Raw genomic sequence first — 18028 nt, 5'->3', positions numbered from 1 at the left:
CCATGCCTTATGACCAGAAGCGCGTCGTCGATGCCATCCGGGCCTTCGAAGCCGGCGAAATCGTCGTTGTCATGGATGACGACGACCGTGAGAACGAAGGCGACCTGATCGTCGCCGCCGTTCACTGTACGCCGGAGAAGATGGCCTTCATCGTTCGCCACACCTCGGGCATCGTCTGCACGCCGATGCCGAAGGAAGAGGCCAAGCGCCTGAACCTCAATGCCATGGTCGCCGAAAACGACTCGGCGCATACGACCGCTTTCACGGTCTCGGTGGACTTCAAGCACGGCACGACGACGGGTATCTCGGCCGACGACCGGACGCTGACGGTGCGCAACCTCGCCAACCCGAATGTGGGTGCTGCCGATTTCGTCCGGCCGGGCCACATTTTCCCGCTGGTCGCCCGCGAGGGCGGCGTGCTGATGCGTTCCGGCCATACGGAAGCCGCCGTCGATCTCTGCAGGCTTGCCGGTCTGCCGCTCATCGGTGTGATCAGCGAGCTCGTCAACGACAACGGCACTGTCATGCGCGGTCCGCAGGTGAGCAGCTTTGCGGAGGAACACGGCCTCAAGCAGGTGTCGGTTGCCGATCTGATCGCCTACCGCCAGCGCAAGGAAACGCTGATCGAGCTCGGCGCGAGCTTCGACATTGAAACCCCGTTCGGCAAGGCCAAGGCCCATACCTACTCGCTGCCCTGGGATCCGATGCAGCACCTCGCCGTCGTCTTCGGCGACATCCGCGACGGCATCGACATTCCGGTGCGCCTGCATCCGGAGAATGTTGCCGAAGATCTGTTCGGCAAGAAGAGCCCTGTCGACCACTACATGCAGAAGATCGCCGAGGAAGGCCGCGGCATCATCGTCTATCTGCGCGAAGGCTCCGTCGGTGTCGGCCATATCGACAACGGCCGCAAGGCCCGCAGCCAGGGCCGCGAGGCGCATGCCGAAGCAGCAACGCGCGAGAGCGAATGGCTGGAAATCGGTCTCGGCGCACAGATCCTGAAGGATCTCGGCGTGACCTCGATCAAGCTTCTGACCAGCCGCGAGCGGCACTATGTCGGGCTTGAGGGTTTTGGGATCAAGATCACCAAGACTGAACTCGGCTGATCACAGCAAATGCGCCCGCGCTCAGGCGGCGATACGCTTGAAGCGGGGGCGGACGTTGCGCATGTAATATCTGCCCGGCGACTGCGAGGTGACCATGGCAATCACATGCGCCTCGTTGACGCCCTCGAAGGTCCGGTCCTCGCCATTGCTAAGGCAGACCCGAAGCCGGCCATCCTCCTGGCTGAAATAGACCGCGTCGATCAGCGCCGACTTTACCGCGACCGGCTTCATCAGCTCTCGCTGCTCGCCCGGCGAGAGTGTTGAGGCCGCCGCGGCACGGGCGTCGCGGCGGTTGCGGATCAGAGCCCTGACCCTGCGGCCCAGGTCGTTCCAAGCCAACCATGCGGCATATCTGATGAGGTGCGTTTTCATGCGCCAACCGTAGGGGAACGGTGCTTAACAATTTTGGCATGGGCATGGTAAACCGGCGTCAAGATTAACGCCGGGTAATTTCGAAAAAACTGCTTAAAATTCAAACGTCTGGCATCAACTACCCGAGCCAGCCATTGGCAAGGATCACGCGCTCCACTCCGGCAAAGCGGGCGACGCGGTCGAGCTCGGCAGCGAGCCTGTCGAGACGTCCGGCCGAGGCCCGCACACCCGGCTCCAGCCACAGACGCTTCACGTCCAGCGTGCCCTTCTTCCTGTCAGCCTTCATGTCGATGCGGCCAATGAGCCTGTCGCCCTCCAGCAGCGGGAAGACGTAATAGCCGTATTCGCGCTTCGGCTCGGGCACAAAGATTTCGATGCGGTAGAAGAAGCCGAAGAGGCGTTCGGTGCGGTTGCGGTCGCGGATCATCGGGTCGAAGGGGCTCAGCACGCGGATGCGGGGCGGCGCATCCGGATAGCCGTCTATCGTGGCCGGGAATTCGGCAAGCGCCCAGGACGGGCGCGGTTTGCCGCCGAGCGCCGGTTCGATGATCACTTCGGTGAGCTCCTCGCGATGGGCGGCAACCCACCCCTTTGCGGCTTCAGGGGAAATTAGGTTCCAGAAGGCGGCAATCTCTCCCGATGTGGCAAAGCCGAGGCGGGAGAGCGCGCTGCGGCAGGCCCAGTCGATGAATTCCTCCCGGTCTACTTCGGGTTCGCGGAACTCGTCCGGAATCACGCGTTCGACGAGGTCGTAAATCTTCTGGAAGTTCGAGCGCCCGGCGATGGCGAACTTGCCCGTATGCCAGAAATATTCGAGCGCCGTCTTGTTCGGATGCCAGTTCCACCAGCCGCCGGAGACATGGCCATCCGCCTTGATATCACGGGCCAGAATGGCGCCGTTTGCGACGACGCGGTCGTAAGTTTCCTCGAAGGCATCCTCAAAACCCTCGCCACGCCATTTGCGCCAGCGCTCGACCAGCACTTCCTCCTGATGGACGAACTTGTGCTTCCAGTATTTGAAGAAGGCGCTCGGCAGGATCGAGGCGTCATGCGTCCAGTGTTCGAACAGCGCGCCGTCCTTTTCCAGAAGCGAGGTCAGGTGTTCGCGCCGGTAGGTCTGGTTGCGGGAGAACAGGATCTGGTGATGGGCGCGCTCGACCGTCTGGATGCTGTCGACCTGCACGAAGCCGAGATCGTGGATGAGCTGCAAGAGCCCGTCCTTGGTCAAGGCGCGGTTCGGCGGTGCGCTCAGCCCCTGCTTGGCAATGAAGACGCGGCGGGCATCGGCATTCGAGAGCAGATTCGTCATGGCCTCATCATATGTCGGAAAATCTTCCTAGCCACCCGCTTTTGCACTTTCCGCGCCGTCGCTGTAGAAGCTTGCGCCTGATCTATGAGGGACTGAATTTGGACATCCGTTTCGAAGGCGCTGCGGTCAGCTACGGCGCGCGCCAGGCGCTGCAGCCACTCAGCCTGCTGCTTGCCGAAAACCGCATCGGCGTGATCGGGCTGAACGGCTCCGGCAAGACGACCTTCGCGCGGCTGATCAACGGACTTGCCAAGCCAACGGCCGGACGCGTGCTCGTCAACGGCCGCGATACGGCCGATGAGCGCGGCGCGCTCGGCGATGTCGGCTTCATCTTCCAGCAGCCGCAGAACCAGATCATCCTGCCGATCGTGAAGGACGATATTGCCTTCGGCCTGAAGAGCCGCGGCGTACCGAAATCCGAGATCGAGGCAAGGGTCGAAGCTGTCCTGACGCGTTTCGGCGCCGCCCATCTCGGCAGCCGCCGGGCGCACGAGCTTTCCGGCGGCGAGCTGCAGATCGCAGCGCTCGCCTCGGTGCTGGTCACCGGGCCCGATATCCTGATCCTCGACGAGCCGACCAACCAGCTGGATCTGAAGAACCGCGTCCTGGTGCAGCGGCTGATCGAGGGGCTGCCCGAGAATGCGATCGTCATCACCCATGACCTGGAGCTGATCGCCGGTTTCGGCCGCGTGCTGGTTTTCCACGAGGGGGCACTTGCTGCCGACGCGCCGGCGGCAGAGGCGATCGCGCGCTACCGGGAGATCGCCGGCTGATGCAATCGCTCTATGTCGAGGGTAACAGCCTCATGCACCGGCTGCCGGCGCGCGCCAAGCTGCTCGTGCTGGCTATCCTCGGCGTCATTCTTTTCACGACGCGCGATATTCCGCTGCTGTCAATCGCCGTGCTGGCAAGTGCCATGCTCTATTTCCGGCTCGGCATTCCCCTTGCCCAGGCACTGCAGCGGCTGAAGCCGGTGCTGCTGACGATCGGCATCGTCGCGCTGTTCAGTCTTGCCTTCAATCCCTGGCACGGCGCCGTGGTCGCGCTTCTCAGGCTGACGTCGCTGATGTTCTTTGCCGCCGCCGTGACGGCGACAACGACGATCGCCGAATTCATCGACGAGATCACGCTGCTTGCCCGCCCGCTCGAGCGGCTGGGGCTGGTGCAGGCCAATGATGTCGGGCTGGCGGTTGGGCTCGTCGTCCGCTTCGTGCCCGAGATTCTCGGCCGCTATCAGGCGATCAAGGAAGCGCATGCGGCGCGCGGCATAAAGGTCCGTCCCGTGACGATGCTGGCGCCCCTCATCATCCTGACGCTCAGAGATGCGGATAACATTGCCGCGGCAATTGACGCGCGCGGCATTCGGCGGCATGTCAGTTAACCGATCGTAAACACGGAGCCCATGATGAGCACCCGCGACCTTGTCCTCTCTGCCCTTTTTGCCGCGATCATCGTGGCGCTCGGCATTCTGCCGCCGATCACGCTCGGCTTCATTCCGGTGCCGATCACCGCGCAATCGATGGGCGTGATGATGGCTGGCATCGTGCTTGGCGCGCGCCGCGGCGTGGTTGCCGTACTGATCGTCTGGGTGCTCGTCGCCATCGGTCTGCCGGTGCTTTCGGGCGGCCGCGGCGGACTTGCCGCCTTCGCGGCGCCGACGACGGGCTTCCTGATCGGCTGGCTGTTTGCCGCCTTCACGACAGGTTATCTCAGCGAGCGTCTGGTCAAAGCCGAGCAATCCGGCCTCGTGCAGACGGTTGGATTCTTCCTGTCGGCGATGATCGGCGGGATCGTCGTGCTCTATGCTTTCGGCATCGGCTATCTGGCGCTGGTCAGCGGCGTCAACCTTGAGCAGGCCTTTGTCGGCTCAATGGCCTTCGTGCCGGGTGACGTCGCCAAGGCCTTTGTCGCAGCACTCGTCGGCCGCGCCGTGATGGTCGGCTATCCGCTGCTGCCGGTGCGCGCCTAATCGAGAAAACTATAGAGCCAGTCGCGCGTCTCTTCCGGCAGCGCGACCGGCTCGCCACTCTCGCGCCCGCGCGCCTGCCAGGTCAGCTCCACTTCCGCGGCCCGGTCTCCCTTGGCATCGACAGAAATGATGAAGCCGACGGAGCGAAGGCCGATCTTGTCGACGGTCGCGGTAAAGGTCGCCTCCTCGTCATAGGCAAGCGGGCGGTGCAGCGTGCAGGATACTTTGGCCGCCACATAGAGCGGTTCGTCATCAAGCTCCGGCCGCATCGACCAGAAGCCTGCAAGCACCGCTTCGGCGTGGGAAATATAGGACGCGAGAAACATCTGACCGTTCATGTCCACATCCCGGAACGGTATTCGTATCTGCGCCACATTGCTGCGTTTCGGCTTTGCCATCGTATTGTCTTCCCCCTGCCCCGCGCGGGACACTAGGCGCCGCCAGAGATGAAGTAAACGCTTGCGATGATAGGCACTCGACGGTGCGCGCCTGTTGAAATAGCCATGCCCGGCACCATCTGCTGTGGATCATGACAGGGCCAGAGGATAAGAGTGTCGCCATGAGCACCCGCCTTTACGAACACCCGATCTTTCTTGAGCATGTCACGCCCGAAGGCCACCCCGAACGGCCGGACCGGATGCGCGCGATCAACGTCGCGCTCGGCCATCCGAACTTCGAGCGGCTGGACCGCAAGGAGGCACCGCAGGCCAACGAGGATGCGGTTCTGCTCGCCCATCCGGAAGAGCATCTGATCGCCGTCATGCGGCAGATTCCGGAAGAGGAAGGCGAGATCAACCAGCTGGAAGCCGACACCTATGCGAGCTCGAAGAGCCTGCAAGCGGTGCTGACAGGCGTCGGCGGCGCCATGGCTGCCGTCGACGACGTGTTCACCGGCAAGGCGGACAACGTTTTCGTCGCCGCGCGCCCGCCCGGCCACCATGCCGAGAAGAGCAAGGCAATGGGTTTCTGCTTCTTCAACAATGCCGCGATCGCCGCCCGCCATGCGCAGAAGCGTTATGGCGCCGAACGTGTCGCGATCGTCGACTGGGACGTGCATCACGGCAACGGCACACAGGACATTTTCTGGGACGATCCCTCGGTGCTGTTCTGCTCGACGCACCAGATGCCGCTCTATCCGGGATCCGGCGCCAAGGACGAAACCGGCAAGCATGGCACGATCGTCAATGCGCCGCTCTCGCCGAATGTCGGCAGCGACCACTTTCGCGAAGCCTTCAAGTCCCGCGTGCTGCCGGCGCTCAACGACTTCCGCCCGGACCTGATCATCATCTCCGCCGGCTTCGACGCGCATCACCGCGATCCGCTGGCACAGATCAATCTGGTCGGCGAGGATTTCGACTGGGCGACCGGAAGATTGCTGGAGATAGCCGACAGAAGCGCCTCCAACCGGGTCGTCAGCCTGCTGGAAGGCGGATATGATCTCGAAGGCCTCGCCGAATCGGCAGGCCTGCATGTGCTTCGATTGATGAAGGGTTGAGTATGACTGACAGCGCCAAGCCTGAAGTTTCAGGTCTTTCCTTCGAAAAGGCCGTGGCCGAACTCGAAAGCATCGTTGCCCGCCTGGAACGCGGCGACGTGGCGCTGGACGAATCCATCGAGATCTACGAGCGCGGCGAAGCGCTGAAGAAGCATTGCGAAACCCTGCTTTCTGCAGCCGAAAACCGTATCGAGAAGATCCGTCTCGACCGCGCCGGCAAGCCGCAGGGCGTGGAGCCGCTCGACGGGGCTTAATTGGCGCTCTCGACCGCCTGACCAAACACACCTATATTGGGTGTATGGATAGAGAAACCGTCATTTCGACTATCAGGGATCACGAGGATGAGCTGCGTGCTGCAGGCGTCACCGGCCTGTCGTTGTTTGGCTCGGTAGCCCGTGACGAGGCTACGGAAACATCCGATATCGATGTGGCGGTATTGTTGGAGGACCACATCCTCGAATCGGGCTTGACCTACTTCCGCGTTGTCGGCGAACTGAAGGAGCGGCTAGAGGAGATTACAGGGCGCCCTGTCGATGTCGTTACTGAGCCGATCGGGAGGCCCCGTCTCGCTCAGGAGATCGAACGGGACCGCAAAGTTGCCTTCTAGAAAACCCTGGCTGCGATTTGCCGATATCGCGGAAAATGTCGAAAACGTGCTCAGCTACATGCACGGCATGACGCTCGAACAGTTCCTTGCCGATCAGAAGACTATCGATGCGACTGAGCGTTGCGTCCTTCGCATTTCCGAAGCAGCCGTCAAGCTTGATGGTTTTGCCGAGGAGATGCTGCCGCAGCATGATTGGGGTGCCGTGCGCCGGATCGGCAACGTGCTGCGTCATGACTATGACCGCATCAGCAGAAAGATGATCTACGACACCGTCAACGGGCATTTTGAGCGTCTGCTCGCAGACGTGAAAGCGTTGCTTGCAGCACACGACGAAGCGGAGAAATAATTCATGTCCTTCTTCCCCGGTAAAGACCCCCTGCCCGGCGATGCCTTCGCCTGTGATGCGATCGAGAATCTGATCATTCCGCGCACCAGCGATATCGGCGGTTTCCAGGTGCGGCGTGCGCTTCCGACAAGGCAGCGGCGGCTGGTCGGGCCGTTCATCTTCTTCGACCGGATGGGACCGGCGATCCTGAAGCCGGATGAGGCGCTGGATGTGAAGCCGCATCCGCATATCGGGCTTTCGACGGTCACCTATCTCTTCGACGGCGAAATCCGTCATCTCGACAGCCTCGGCACCGAAAAGGTGATCCGGCCGGGCGATATCAACCTGATGACGGCCGGGCGCGGCATCGTGCATTCGGAACGCACGCCCGACAATCTGCGCGGTCATCCGCTGCTGATGTCGGGGTTGCAGACCTGGCTCGCGCTGCCCGACGACAAGGAAGAGATCGATCCGGCCTTCGCCCATACCGAAAAGAGCGAGATGCCTGTCATCGAGGATACCGGCATTCGCGGCCGCGTCGTCATCGGTTCGTTCGAGGGCCTGAAATCGCCGGTCAAGGTGTTCTCCGATACGCTCTATGCCGACATCAACATCCAGCCGGGCGCCAAGTTTCCGTTTGCTGCGGCCCATGAAGAACGCGCGGTCTATGTGCTCTCGGGCGAAGTGGTCATCGCCGGAGACCGTTTTGCGGCCGACCAGTTGCTGGTTTTCCGGCCGGGCGATCCAATCACGCTGGAGGCAGGAAGCGACGGCTGTCACCTGATGCTCTTCGGGGGCGCGGCCCTGAATTCCAAGCGCTACATATGGTGGAATTTCGTCTCCTCCTCGAAAGAGCGCATCGAGAAGGCCAAGGAAGAATGGCGCACCGGCCGTTTCGATATCGTTCCAGGGGATGAAGAGGAATTCGTGCCTTTGCCTGAGGGCTGAACTTCTCTAGAATGGAGGGGTTGCGGTTCTTGAAACGCACTTGTTTTGCCGCAATTTAATCGGAATAAGCATAAGCCTAGAATGACAAGAAAGAGCGCCCGCCCGTGACACAAACGCCGAAGACACCGCTGCTTGATCAGGTCACCTATCCCGCCGACCTGCGCAAGCTCGATGATCGCGAGCTGCCGCAGCTTGCGCGCGAGGTCCGCGACGAGATGATCGACGCTGTCTCGCGAACGGGCGGACATCTGGGTGCCGGCCTCGGCGTCGTCGAATTGACGATCGCTATCCACAGCGTCTTCAACACGCCCGACGACCGGCTGATCTTCGACGTCGGCCACCAGTGTTATCCGCACAAGATCCTGACCGGCCGTCGCGACCGCATCCGCACCCTGCGCCAGGAAAACGGCCTGTCCGGCTTCACGCGCCGTGCCGAAAGCGAATACGATCCCTTCGGCGCCGCCCATTCCTCGACCTCGATCTCCGCGGGTCTCGGCATGGCCGTTGCCGCCGAACTCGACAAGACCGACAAGCGGGTGATCGCCGTGATCGGCGACGGCGCGATGTCGGCCGGCATGGCCTATGAGGCGCTGAACAATGCCGGTGCGCTCGACGCCCGGCTGATCGTCATCCTCAACGACAACGACATGTCGATCGCCCCGCCGACGGGTGCGATGAGCGCTTATCTGGCGCGCCTCGCTTCCGGCCGCACCTATATGGGCTTCCGCGATTTCGGCAAGAAACTGACCGCCTATCTCGGCAAGAAGGTCGACCGCGCCATTACCCGCGCCGTCGAGCATGCCCGCGGCTACGTGACCGGCGGGACGATGTTCGAGGAGATGGGCTTCTATCATATCGGCCCGATCGACGGTCATTCCTTCGAGCACCTGCTGCCGGTTCTGCGCAATGTGCGCGACCATGCGGAAGGACCTGTTCTGATCCATGTCGTGACCCAGAAGGGCAAGGGCTATCCGCCGGCGGAAGCCGCAGCCGACAAGTACCACGGCGTCAACAAGTTCGACGTCATCACCGGCGCCCAGGCGAAGGTGAAGCCGAATGCACCGAGCTATACGAGCGTCTTCGCCGAAGCGCTGGCGCAGGAAGCCGAGCTCGACGACAAGATCGTCGGCATCACCGCCGCGATGCCGAACGGCACCGGCCTGGACAAGCTGGCAAGCCTTTATCCGGCCCGCTGTTTCGATGTCGGCATTGCCGAGCAGCATGCGGTGACCTTTGCCGCCGGTCTCGCCGCCGAAGGCTACAAGCCGTTTGCCGCGCTCTATTCGACTTTCCTGCAGCGCGCCTACGACCAGGTCGTCCATGACGTCGCCATCCAGGGCCTGCCCGTCCGTTTCCCGATCGACCGCGCCGGTTTCGTGGGCGCCGACGGGCCGACGCATGCCGGTTCCTTCGACACGACCTTCCTGGCCGCCCTTCCCGGCTTCGTGGTGATGGCGGCTGCCGACGAGGCTGAACTGAAGCATATGGTGCGCACCGCCGCTGCCTATGATGCCGGCCCGATCTCGTTCCGCTATCCGCGCGGCGAAGGTGTCGGCATCGAAATGCCGGTGCGCGGCGAAATCCTGCAGATCGGCAAGGGCCGCATCGTCAAGGAAGGCACCAAGGTGGCGCTGCTCTCGTTCGGCACCCGCCTCGCCGACAGCGTGCTTGCCGCCGAAGATCTCGATGCGGCCGGTCTTTCCACCACCGTTGCCGATGCGCGCTTTGCCAAGCCGCTCGACCACGAGCTGATCCGCCAGCTCGCCGCCCACCACGAAATCCTGATCACCATCGAGGAAGGCTCCGTCGGCGGCTTCGGCAGCCACGTGATGCAGTTCCTGGCCATGGAAGGCCTGCTCGACAACGGGCTCAAGGTGCGCTCGCTTGTCATGCCCGACATCTGGATGGAACAGGCGAAGCCCGAGGCGATGAATGCCCATGCAGGGCTGGATCGCGCCGGGATTGTCTCGACGGTATTCCGGGCGCTCGGTCGCAGTGCTGCGGTTGGGGTTGCGGGGTAAATCGCAAAACGCCTGATCCGGAACCCCCTCACCCTACCCTCTCCCCGAGGGGAAAGGGAAATCGAGTTTGGAACAGGCCTTTCGTTCTCACTCGCTGACAGGGCGAGCGAGTGTCACACTCCCTTCTCCCCTCGGGAAGAGGGTGCCCGAAGGTTTCAGGTGCAACTCGTTACACCGGGGATGAGGGGCCACACCCGCAAGCACCCAAAAACAAAAAAGCCCCCGAAGTTTCCCTCGGGGGCCCTGTCTCAGACGATCAGGCTGATCTCAAAACTCTTCCCAATCTTCCTGCACGGCCGCAGCGGCCGTTGCAGTCCTGCCGCCGAATGCGGAGGCGACGCGGTTGTTCAGAGCGCGGGCCGGAGAGGCGACCGGGCGTGAGGCCGGCTGGGCGGTTGCCGCGCGCGGGGCGACAGCAACGGCTGCGGCAGCACCGAGCTTGAACTGGTGCAGGAGAGCGTCGAGGGATGCGGCTTCCTGCGCCAGTGAGTGGCTGGCGGCCGTCTGTTCCTCGACCATGGCGGCGTTCTGCTGCGTGCCTTGGTCCATGTTGTTGACGGCAGTGTTGATCTCCTGCAGGCCGATCGATTGTTCGCGGGTGGCGGTGACGATCGCGCCGACGTGGCGGTTGATCTCCTGGACCTCGTTGACGATTTCGGCCAGCGCCTTGCCAGTCTGGTCGACCAGCGAAACGCCGGTATTGACCTGTTCGCCTGACGTGTTGATCAGCGCCTTGATTTCCTTCGCGGCCTGCGCCGAACGCTGGGCAAGCTCACGGACTTCCTGGGCGACCACGGCAAAGCCCTTGCCGGCTTCACCGGCACGCGCGGCTTCGACGCCGGCGTTCAGAGCCAGCAGGTTGGTCTGGAAGGCGATGTCGTCGATGACGCCGATGATGTTGCCGATCTCGCCCGAAGACTTCTCGATCTGCTCCATGGCGGTGACGGCCTTGCGGACGACGTCGCCGGATCGCTCGGCGCCGAGGCGAGCGCGCTCGACCAGCTTGCCGACATCTTCAGCGCGCTTGGCGCTGTCGCGAACGGTGGTCGTGACCTGTTCGAGGGCTGCGGCGGTCTCTTCGACGGCTGCGGCCTGCTGTTCGGTGCGGCGGGCGAGATCATCGGCGGCCGAGCGGATTTCACCGGCACCGGCATTGATCGCCGAAGCGTTGCGGCCGACGGACTGCAAGGTCGCCTGCAGCTTCTCGGCAGCATGGTTGAAGTCGGTGCGCAGACCGTCAAACTGCGCTGAGAATGGCGTGGTGATGCGGCTTGCGACATCGCCGTTTGCCAGGTTCGACAGGCCGGTTGCGAGACCATCGACGACGAAGCGGATATCGGCGGATTCGCGAGCCTTCTCCTCGTCGGAGAACTGGCGCTGACGCTCGGCGTCGCTGCGCATGCGGTCCGTTTCACCTGATAGCCGGAGCTTTTCGGCAGCCGCATCCTTGAAGACCAGAACCGACTGGGCCATGCGGCCGACTTCGTCGCGGCGGTCGAGGGCGGGAACGTCGACATCGTGGTGGCCGGCCGCAAGGCGGCTCATCGCCGTGGTCATGCCGATGATCGGCTGGACGATGGCGCGCGACAGAAGCCAGGCGAGAACAGCGGCCGCGAGCGAGGCGCCGATGCCGCCGAAGAGCAGCGTGTTGTTGAGATCGCCGTCGGCATCGGCCTGGATGGCGGCGAGCGACGCGGACTTGTCGCGGGCTGCGGCTTTGATCTTGGCGGAGGCCTGACGGAAGCCGTCGAGCTGGCCCTTGGTGGCGTTGACGCCGATCTTGACGACGTCTTCGATCGGGGTCTCGGTTTCCTTGCGGGCCTTGGCCTGCGGCTCGGCAAGTTCATGGAAATAGAGGTCGGCGGCCTTCTGCATGCCGTCGATCATGGAGAGCACTTCCGGCTCGCCGGATGCTGTTTCCTTGGCGGCGGCAATCGCCTTCAGCATGCGCTCGCGGTTGGCGAAGATATCGCCATAGGTGCTGTCGGAGCGGAAGAGAATGAAGCCGCGCAGGTTGACGGCCTGTTCGAGCATGGCCTGCAGAGCGTCGTCGATCTGGTTGACGAGCAGCTCGGACTTTTCCTGCTGGGCGGCAGCGTCGGCGGAGGCGTTGGCCTTCACGGAGACATAGGACGAGACGGCAACGAAAATGACGATGAGGGCTGCGAACGTGGCCGCGAGCTTCCCCTTGAGTGAAATATTGGCGAACACCGGTAATTCTCCTGGCAAATATTCGGCGCGGCAAAAACGCGGCCGCTGGGAGGCGGCGGCCACATGTTTTGAAAAACGAGAGAACATGAACTGCGGGCAGGGAAATGCGTGCCATCATGGCGGAAGCGATTCAGGCGAACCGCTGCAATCGGGCGGAACCTAGTGGCCGCCGCTTTAAAATTGCTTAAGTTTGCACCGCACAAATAGGGATGGCGCTATTCCTGCGGCGCGTTGAGGATCAGGATATCGAGGTCGCGTTCCGGCCAGAAATCAGTGGCCGTCATCTCGAAGGTCGTCGGGCCGGTCTTCTTCACGCCGGTACCGCAAAAGCTGATCAGGTTCTTCGCATCGCCTTTGTCGAGCGTCAGCTTAAAGTTCTTGATCGGGCCGTTCCAGTTGGCGCCGGTCTTGAGGATGTAGGAAATCCAGCTTTCCGTGTAGTTCGGGCCGCCATTCACCTGCGCCCTGTCAAGTTTCTGCGCCGCTCTCACGAAGCCGTCGTCCATGCAGTAGCGGCTTTTATATTCGGCGAAGCGATCGCCCTTGGCCTGCCCTTCATCCAGGAAACTGATCGCCACGGTGCCGCCGACGCTCGGCGTATAACGGTGCGAGACCGTCACCTTGGCCCTGGCCGGAAAGACGGTTTTCCACCAGTAGGTGGAGCGCAATGTCCAGAGCGGCGTCATGTGATGCTTCATGCCGCTGCCGTCATTGTCATAGACGTCGTCATAGAGCAGGCCGCGCGACAGCCAGTCCTGCTTGACGGCGTCGGGGAGCTTTTCGAGCGCTGCAGCCGTGCCTTCGGCATAGGGAAGCGGCGGAACGTTTTGCGCCTTCAGGTCATCGGTCACATCGATGCTGGCGGCGATCGCCCGCTGCTGCAGCGTCGGCGAGATCGGCCTGCCGTCCTGTGTCACGGTGAAATCGAGAAAATTGTCCTTGCCGGCGTCGGCGATCGCGATATCGCTCTCCAAATGGCCAGGCAGGTCGGGCATCGGGAAGGCGACGAGGGTCTCGACATCCTTGTCCGCGCTGTTTTCGAAGACGTAATCGACGCGGACTTCCTTGGCCGAGATGAAGAGCGCCTCGCTTTCCATGCTGACGTCAGGAGATTCGATGAAGGTCAGGCCGCCGGTCTTCAGCTCCGCCATGGTGTCGTTGGCGAGTGCCGGGGCGGCAATCATGACGGCGGCGATCAGAGCCACGCTTCTTGATATCGGCATGCCGTTTCACTCCCCTGCCCCATGACCAGAGCCGGAATTATCGCCGAGCACGCGCGGGCGTCAACGGCGGCGGCGCAAACAAAAGGCTTGCAAGCGCGGGTTTTGCCAGTCATGGACTGCCCATGTCCGATCAGAACCCACAACGTCTCGACCAGCTGCTCGTCAGCCTCGGTCTTTTTGCCAGCCGCTCGCGGGCGCGCGATGCCATCGACCGCGGCACGGTGAAGGTCGGCGGCAAGACCGTCACCAAGCCCGGAGCGCTCTTTACCGAGGAAGCCGCGATCGAAATCAACGATCCGGCGCAGGATTATGTCTCGCGCGCAGCCCTGAAGCTGACGGCGGCGCTCGACCATTTCTCTCTCGATCCGGCGGGACACCACTGTCTTGATATCGGCGCCTCGACCGGTGGATTCACCGAAGTTCTGCTGGAGCGCGGTGCGGCCCATGTGACGGCGATCGACGTCGGGCATGGGCAAATGCATCCGCGCATTGCAGGCGATCCGCGTGTCGCCAATATCGAAGGCTTCAACGCCCGCAACCTGACGGCCGACGATGTCGGCCATGACGTGACCTTCATCGTCTCCGACGTGTCGTTCATTTCGCTGCGGCTGGCGCTGGCGCCGTCGCTCGAGATCGCCGAAAGCGGTACGACCGCGGTTCTGCTCGTCAAGCCGCAATTCGAGGCCGGGCGCGAGGCGATCGGCAAGGGCGGCATGCTGAAAGATCCCGCTTCGGCGCCCGATGTGGCGGCTTCGCTGGAACGCTGGTTCGTAGAGGAGATGGGCTGGAAGAGCCTTGGGCTCATCGCCTCCCCCATTGCCGGCGGCGATGGCAACCAGGAATATCTACTCGCAGGAACAAAGCCGTGAGCACTGAAACAGTCACCATCCAGAAACTTGGCGGACAGGGCGACGGCATTGCCAGCGGCAAGGACGGCCCGATCTATGTGCCGTTTGCGCTGCCCGGCGAAGAGGTGGCAATCGCCCGCGTGAAGAACCAGGGCACGATCATGTCGATCGCCAAGGCGTCGGCGGACCGGCAGGAGCCTGCCTGCCGCCACTTCGGTCCCGACGGCGTCAACGGCACCTGCGGCGGCTGCACGCTGCAGCATCTTGCGGATGCGCCCTACCGCGCCTTCAAGCGGCAGCTGGTGGTCAACGCACTGAAATCGCAGGGCATCGAGGCCGAGGTCGGCGATCTGGTCGTGGCCCATCCCGGCGAGCGCCGCCGCGTGGTCTTTGCGGCACGCAAGACCGAGAAGGATATGCTGATCGGCTTCAATCAGGCCGAAAGCCACCACATCGTCGATATCGAGGAATGTCCCATCTCGGCGGCGGGTATCATGGCCCGGCTGCCGGCGATCAAGGCCATCGGCGCCTCCATGGCGGCCAATGCCGAAGCCTTCCGCATCTCCGTGCTGGAGACCGCGTCCGGGCTCGACCTTGCCGTCGAGGGCATCAAGAAGCTTTCCGACCAGCAGCGCCGCAAGGCGGTAGAAACCGTGCTCGGCATGCGCGGCATCGCCCGCGTTTCGCTGAATGGCGAGATTCTGGTCGAGCCTGCCAAGCCGGTCGTCGATTTCGGCGGCGTACAGGTTTCGCCGCCGGCCGGCGGCTTCACGCAGGCGACCAAGCCGGCGGAAGACGCGATGGCCGAGCTGGTCGTCGCCCATGTGGGCAAGGCCAAGCGCATCGCCGACCTCTTTGCCGGATCGGGCACCTTCTCGCTGAGGCTTGCCCGTATCGGCCGGGTGCATGCCGTGGAAGGCGAAGACAAGGCTCTCGCCGCGCTCGACCAGGCGGCACGCAAGGCGCAGGGGCTGAAGCCCGTCAGCATCGAAAAGCGCGACCTCTTCCGCCGCCCGCTGATGACCGCCGAGTTCAAGCATTGCGATGCTGTGGTCTTCGATCCGCCGCGCGCTGGCGCCGAATTCCAGAGCCAGGAGCTGGCGCGCTCCGCGGTCAAGAAGGTCGTCGCCGTCAGCTGCAATCCGCTGACACTGGCGCGCGATCTCGCCATTCTCATCGCCGGTGGCTATCGCCTCACCAGCGTCACGCCGATCGACCAGTTCCTCTGGACGGCGCATGTGGAAGTGGTGGCGACGCTGGAGAAGTAGGCCGCAGCTGGTCGGGCCGCGTATCTTTCTGTGAATCGCGCGCTCTCCGTCCCTCATTCCTGTGCTTGTCACAGGAATCCAGTCACCACGCGTCTGCGTGGTGGGAAGAGTCCTTTCGGCCCAAAGACTTGGGCCGGCTGGATTCCTGTGACAAGCACAGGAATGAGGGAGAGTCCCAAAACAAAAATGCCCGCGTCTCCGCGGGCATTTTCAGTTCACAGCAGGCCTTATCAAGCGACGCGGCGGTGACCCGACGAAGCGTCGGACTGGCCGCTGCCGAGATTGAACTGCGACAGCAGCTGCATCAGCTTGGCTGCTTCGGCGGCGAGGCCGTGGCTGGCGGCGGTCTGTTCCTCGACCATGGCGGCGTTCTGCTGCGTGCCCTGGTCCATGGTGTTGACGGCCGTGTTGATCTCGTGGAGACCGGTCGACTGTTCGCGGGTGGCGGTGACGATCGCGCCGACATGACGGCTGATTTCCTGGACCTGCGTGACGATGGCTTCCAGCGCCTTGCCTGTTTCGCCAACCAGCGTCACGCCGGAGCGGACCTGAGCGTTCGAGGTGGTGATCAGCGCCTCGATTTCCTTCGCGGCCTTGGCGGAGCGCTGGGCAAGTTCGCGGACTTCCTGAGCGACGACGGCAAAGCCCTTGCCCGCTTCACCGGCGCGCGCTGCCTCGACGCCTGCATTCAGCGCCAGAAGGTTAGTCTGGAAGGCGATGTCGTCGATGACGCTGATGATGCTGGAGATCTGCTCCGAGGATTGTTCGATGCCGGTCATGGCATCGACAGCCTTGCGGACGATCTGGCCGGATTTTTCGGCGCCGCTGCGGGTGTTAGAAACCAGGTTGCCGGCTTCCTCGGCGCGGCGGGCGGTATCCTTGACCGTCGTGGTGATCTCTTCCAGCGCCGCTGCGGTTTCTTCGACGGAAGCGGCCTGCTGCTCGGTGCGGCGGGCGAGACCATCGGCGGCGGTGCGGATTTCGGTTGCACCGGCGTCGATCGCATTAGCGTTGCTGCCGACGGTCTGGAGAGCGCCATGCAGCTTGCCGACAGCGCTGTTGTAGTCATTGCGCAGGCGGTCGAGATGGGCGGCAAAGGGCGTCTCGATGCGGTGCGCGAGGTTGCCGTCCGACAGCGCGCCGAGCGCCCCGCCAAGGGCGTCGACGGCGGTGCGGATTTCGGCCGCTTCGCGGGCCTTCTGTGCCTCGCGCTCCTGACGCTCCCGCTCGGTCAGCGAGCGGCCTTCCTCGGCCTCGCCTTCGAGACGCTGGCGATCGATAGCGTTCGACTTGAAGACCGCAACGGCCTCGGCCATCGAGCCGATCTGGTCGCGGCGCTCCTGGCCGGGAATGGCGGCCGAGAGATCACCTGCGGCAAGCTTCTGCATCGCGGCGGTCATCGCCGTGACCGGCTGGACGACGAGGCCGTGCAGCAGCCAGGCCATTGCGGCGATCATCAGGCCGACGGCGAGTAGCGTGGCAATGGTGGCAGCGATGCGGAATTCGTTGAGTGCGGCAAAGGCCTTGTCGCTATCGACGACGAAGCCGAGAGACCACTCGACGGTCGGCAGCCCGGCGACCGGCATGAAGCTGACGAGAACGGGCTTGCCGGCAAATTCGGTGGCGACGAGGCCGGTGCCGATCTTCGGGGTCTGCTTCGGGAAGGCATCGGCCAGCGTCTTGGTGACCAGCTTGGCATCGGGATGGATGAGGATCTGGCCGCTCTTGTTAACGAGGAAAGCCGTGCCCTGGCCGCCGAGATCGATCTCCTTGATCATCTTGACCATGGTTTCGAGCGAGAAGTCGGAGCCGACGACGCCGGCGAGCTTGCCATCGCGCTGAACCGGAACGGCAGCGCTGATGATCAGGTCGCCGCTGGATGCATCGACATAAGGCTCGGTCATGACGCTGGCATTGGCCTTGACGGCGTCCTGATACCACGGGCGCTTGCGCGGGTCGTAGCCATCGGGCATCGGCAGCTTCGGCCACATGGTGAAGACGCCCTGTTCATCGCCGAAATAGGTGCTGACGAACTGGCTGGTGAGGACGTCATTCTGCAGCACGTTGAGTGTGCCGGCCTGATCGGACGCACGGCCAATGGCGTTCGCGACCATGGCGGTCAGCGTGACGCGGCCGTTCATCCAGTTGGCGAGGCTGTGGGCGGCCTGCTCGCCAGAGGACTGGATATTGGCTTCGATCGAGGCGGTGGTAACGTCGCGCTGGACGGAGTTGATGTAAAAGGAGAAGGCGGCAAAGGCCGCCAGGACAACTGCGGACGCGGCGACGAGAATGCGCGTCATCAAATTCGTCTTCTTCAAGTGCGTTC

General features: G+C 63.2%; 18 protein-coding genes. 12 read left to right on the top strand and 6 right to left on the bottom strand.

The genetic code is table 11. From position 1 onward, the window contains the following. The first annotated feature begins 2 nt into the window (after positions 1-2). A complete protein-coding gene (gene ribB, locus AC1DIJ_RS12735; RefSeq protein WP_112386468.1) occupies positions 3-1106 on the top strand; it encodes a 3,4-dihydroxy-2-butanone-4-phosphate synthase in 1104 nt (367 codons plus the stop codon). A gap of 21 nt (positions 1107-1127) precedes the next feature. On the opposite strand, the gene AC1DIJ_RS12730 is transcribed toward ribB, so the two are convergent. Next, positions 1128-1478 carry a KTSC domain-containing protein gene (locus AC1DIJ_RS12730; protein ID WP_112386469.1) on the bottom strand — a complete coding sequence of 117 codons (351 nt, stop codon included), beginning with the start codon at positions 1476-1478 and terminating at the stop codon, positions 1128-1130. A gap of 118 nt (positions 1479-1596) precedes the next feature. Beyond that, the gene (locus AC1DIJ_RS12725) at positions 1597-2787 is read right to left on the bottom strand and encodes a winged helix-turn-helix domain-containing protein (RefSeq protein ID WP_112386470.1); all 1191 of its coding nucleotides are present in this window, start codon (positions 2785-2787) and stop codon (positions 1597-1599) included. Between the two features lie 98 nt (positions 2788-2885). Here AC1DIJ_RS12725 and AC1DIJ_RS12720 point away from each other — a divergent pair, with 98 nt between their 5' ends. Genes AC1DIJ_RS12720 through AC1DIJ_RS12710 form a run of 3 tightly spaced genes read left to right on the top strand, consistent with a single transcriptional unit; the run spans position 2886 to position 4756 of the window. Next, a complete protein-coding gene (locus AC1DIJ_RS12720) occupies positions 2886-3560 on the top strand; it encodes an ABC transporter ATP-binding protein (protein WP_112386471.1) in 675 nt (224 codons plus the stop codon). Continuing rightward, on the top strand, positions 3560-4168 hold the full coding sequence (locus AC1DIJ_RS12715; RefSeq protein WP_112386472.1) for an energy-coupling factor transporter transmembrane component T family protein: 609 nt from the start codon (positions 3560-3562) through the stop codon (positions 4166-4168). The genes AC1DIJ_RS12720 and AC1DIJ_RS12715 overlap by 1 nt, the downstream gene beginning before the upstream one ends. A 24-nt stretch (positions 4169-4192) precedes the next feature. After that, positions 4193-4756 (top strand): biotin transporter BioY, encoded by a 564-nt coding sequence (locus AC1DIJ_RS12710; RefSeq protein WP_112386473.1) that lies wholly within the window; start codon positions 4193-4195, stop codon positions 4754-4756. On the opposite strand, the gene AC1DIJ_RS12705 is transcribed toward AC1DIJ_RS12710, so the two are convergent. Next, entirely contained in the window at positions 4753-5154 is a 402-nt protein-coding gene (locus AC1DIJ_RS12705; RefSeq protein ID WP_112386474.1) for a hotdog family protein, read from the bottom strand. The genes AC1DIJ_RS12710 and AC1DIJ_RS12705 overlap by 4 nt on opposite strands. A 161-nt stretch (positions 5155-5315) precedes the next feature. Here AC1DIJ_RS12705 and AC1DIJ_RS12700 point away from each other — a divergent pair, with 161 nt between their 5' ends. The 6 genes from AC1DIJ_RS12700 (at position 5316) to dxs (ending at position 10152) form a co-directional block, all read left to right on the top strand. Further along, positions 5316-6251 (top strand): histone deacetylase family protein, encoded by a 936-nt coding sequence (locus AC1DIJ_RS12700; protein ID WP_112386475.1) that lies wholly within the window; start codon positions 5316-5318, stop codon positions 6249-6251. Between the two features lie 2 nt (positions 6252-6253). Beyond that, positions 6254-6505 carry an exodeoxyribonuclease VII small subunit gene (locus tag AC1DIJ_RS12695; protein ID WP_003545921.1) on the top strand — a complete coding sequence of 84 codons (252 nt, stop codon included), beginning with the start codon at positions 6254-6256 and terminating at the stop codon, positions 6503-6505. Between the two features lie 44 nt (positions 6506-6549). Continuing rightward, positions 6550-6858 (top strand): nucleotidyltransferase domain-containing protein, encoded by a 309-nt coding sequence (locus tag AC1DIJ_RS12690; protein ID WP_112386476.1) that lies wholly within the window; start codon positions 6550-6552, stop codon positions 6856-6858. Beyond that, positions 6848-7204 (top strand): HepT-like ribonuclease domain-containing protein, encoded by a 357-nt coding sequence (locus AC1DIJ_RS12685; RefSeq protein WP_162705929.1) that lies wholly within the window; start codon positions 6848-6850, stop codon positions 7202-7204. Before AC1DIJ_RS12690 ends, AC1DIJ_RS12685 begins: the two co-directional genes overlap by 11 nt. A 3-nt stretch (positions 7205-7207) precedes the next feature. Beyond that, positions 7208-8131 (top strand): pirin family protein, encoded by a 924-nt coding sequence (locus AC1DIJ_RS12680; RefSeq protein ID WP_112386478.1) that lies wholly within the window; start codon positions 7208-7210, stop codon positions 8129-8131. A 104-nt stretch (positions 8132-8235) separates the two neighbouring features. Next, a complete protein-coding gene (gene dxs, locus AC1DIJ_RS12675; RefSeq protein ID WP_112386479.1) occupies positions 8236-10152 on the top strand; it encodes a 1-deoxy-D-xylulose-5-phosphate synthase in 1917 nt (638 codons plus the stop codon). Between the two features lie 267 nt (positions 10153-10419). Here the strand turns inward: dxs and AC1DIJ_RS12670 are convergent, their stop codons facing one another. Together AC1DIJ_RS12670 and AC1DIJ_RS12665 are read right to left on the bottom strand one after the other, a co-directional pair. Next, a complete protein-coding gene (locus tag AC1DIJ_RS12670; protein WP_477831413.1) occupies positions 10420-12363 on the bottom strand; it encodes a methyl-accepting chemotaxis protein in 1944 nt (647 codons plus the stop codon). 215 nt (positions 12364-12578) lie between these two features. Then, on the bottom strand, positions 12579-13580 hold the full coding sequence (locus tag AC1DIJ_RS12665) for a DUF4424 domain-containing protein (protein ID WP_477831434.1): 1002 nt from the start codon (positions 13578-13580) through the stop codon (positions 12579-12581). A 128-nt stretch (positions 13581-13708) separates the two neighbouring features. Here AC1DIJ_RS12665 and AC1DIJ_RS12660 point away from each other — a divergent pair, with 128 nt between their 5' ends. Further along, positions 13709-14455 (top strand): TlyA family RNA methyltransferase, encoded by a 747-nt coding sequence (locus AC1DIJ_RS12660; protein WP_112386482.1) that lies wholly within the window; start codon positions 13709-13711, stop codon positions 14453-14455. Further along, on the top strand, positions 14452-15702 hold the full coding sequence (locus tag AC1DIJ_RS12655; RefSeq protein WP_112386483.1) for a class I SAM-dependent RNA methyltransferase: 1251 nt from the start codon (positions 14452-14454) through the stop codon (positions 15700-15702). Before AC1DIJ_RS12660 ends, AC1DIJ_RS12655 begins: the two co-directional genes overlap by 4 nt. Before the next feature lie 230 nt (positions 15703-15932). Here the strand turns inward: AC1DIJ_RS12655 and mcpU are convergent, their stop codons facing one another. Beyond that, a complete protein-coding gene (gene mcpU / locus AC1DIJ_RS12650) occupies positions 15933-18002 on the bottom strand; it encodes a methyl-accepting chemotaxis protein McpU (RefSeq protein ID WP_112386484.1) in 2070 nt (689 codons plus the stop codon). Positions 18003-18028: the final 26 nt, after the last annotated feature.

It is taken from the genome of Rhizobium sp. 10N427, assembly GCF_056394605.1.
Note: the sequence above shows the minus strand (reverse complement) of the source record. Positions and strands in the feature narration are given on the sequence as shown.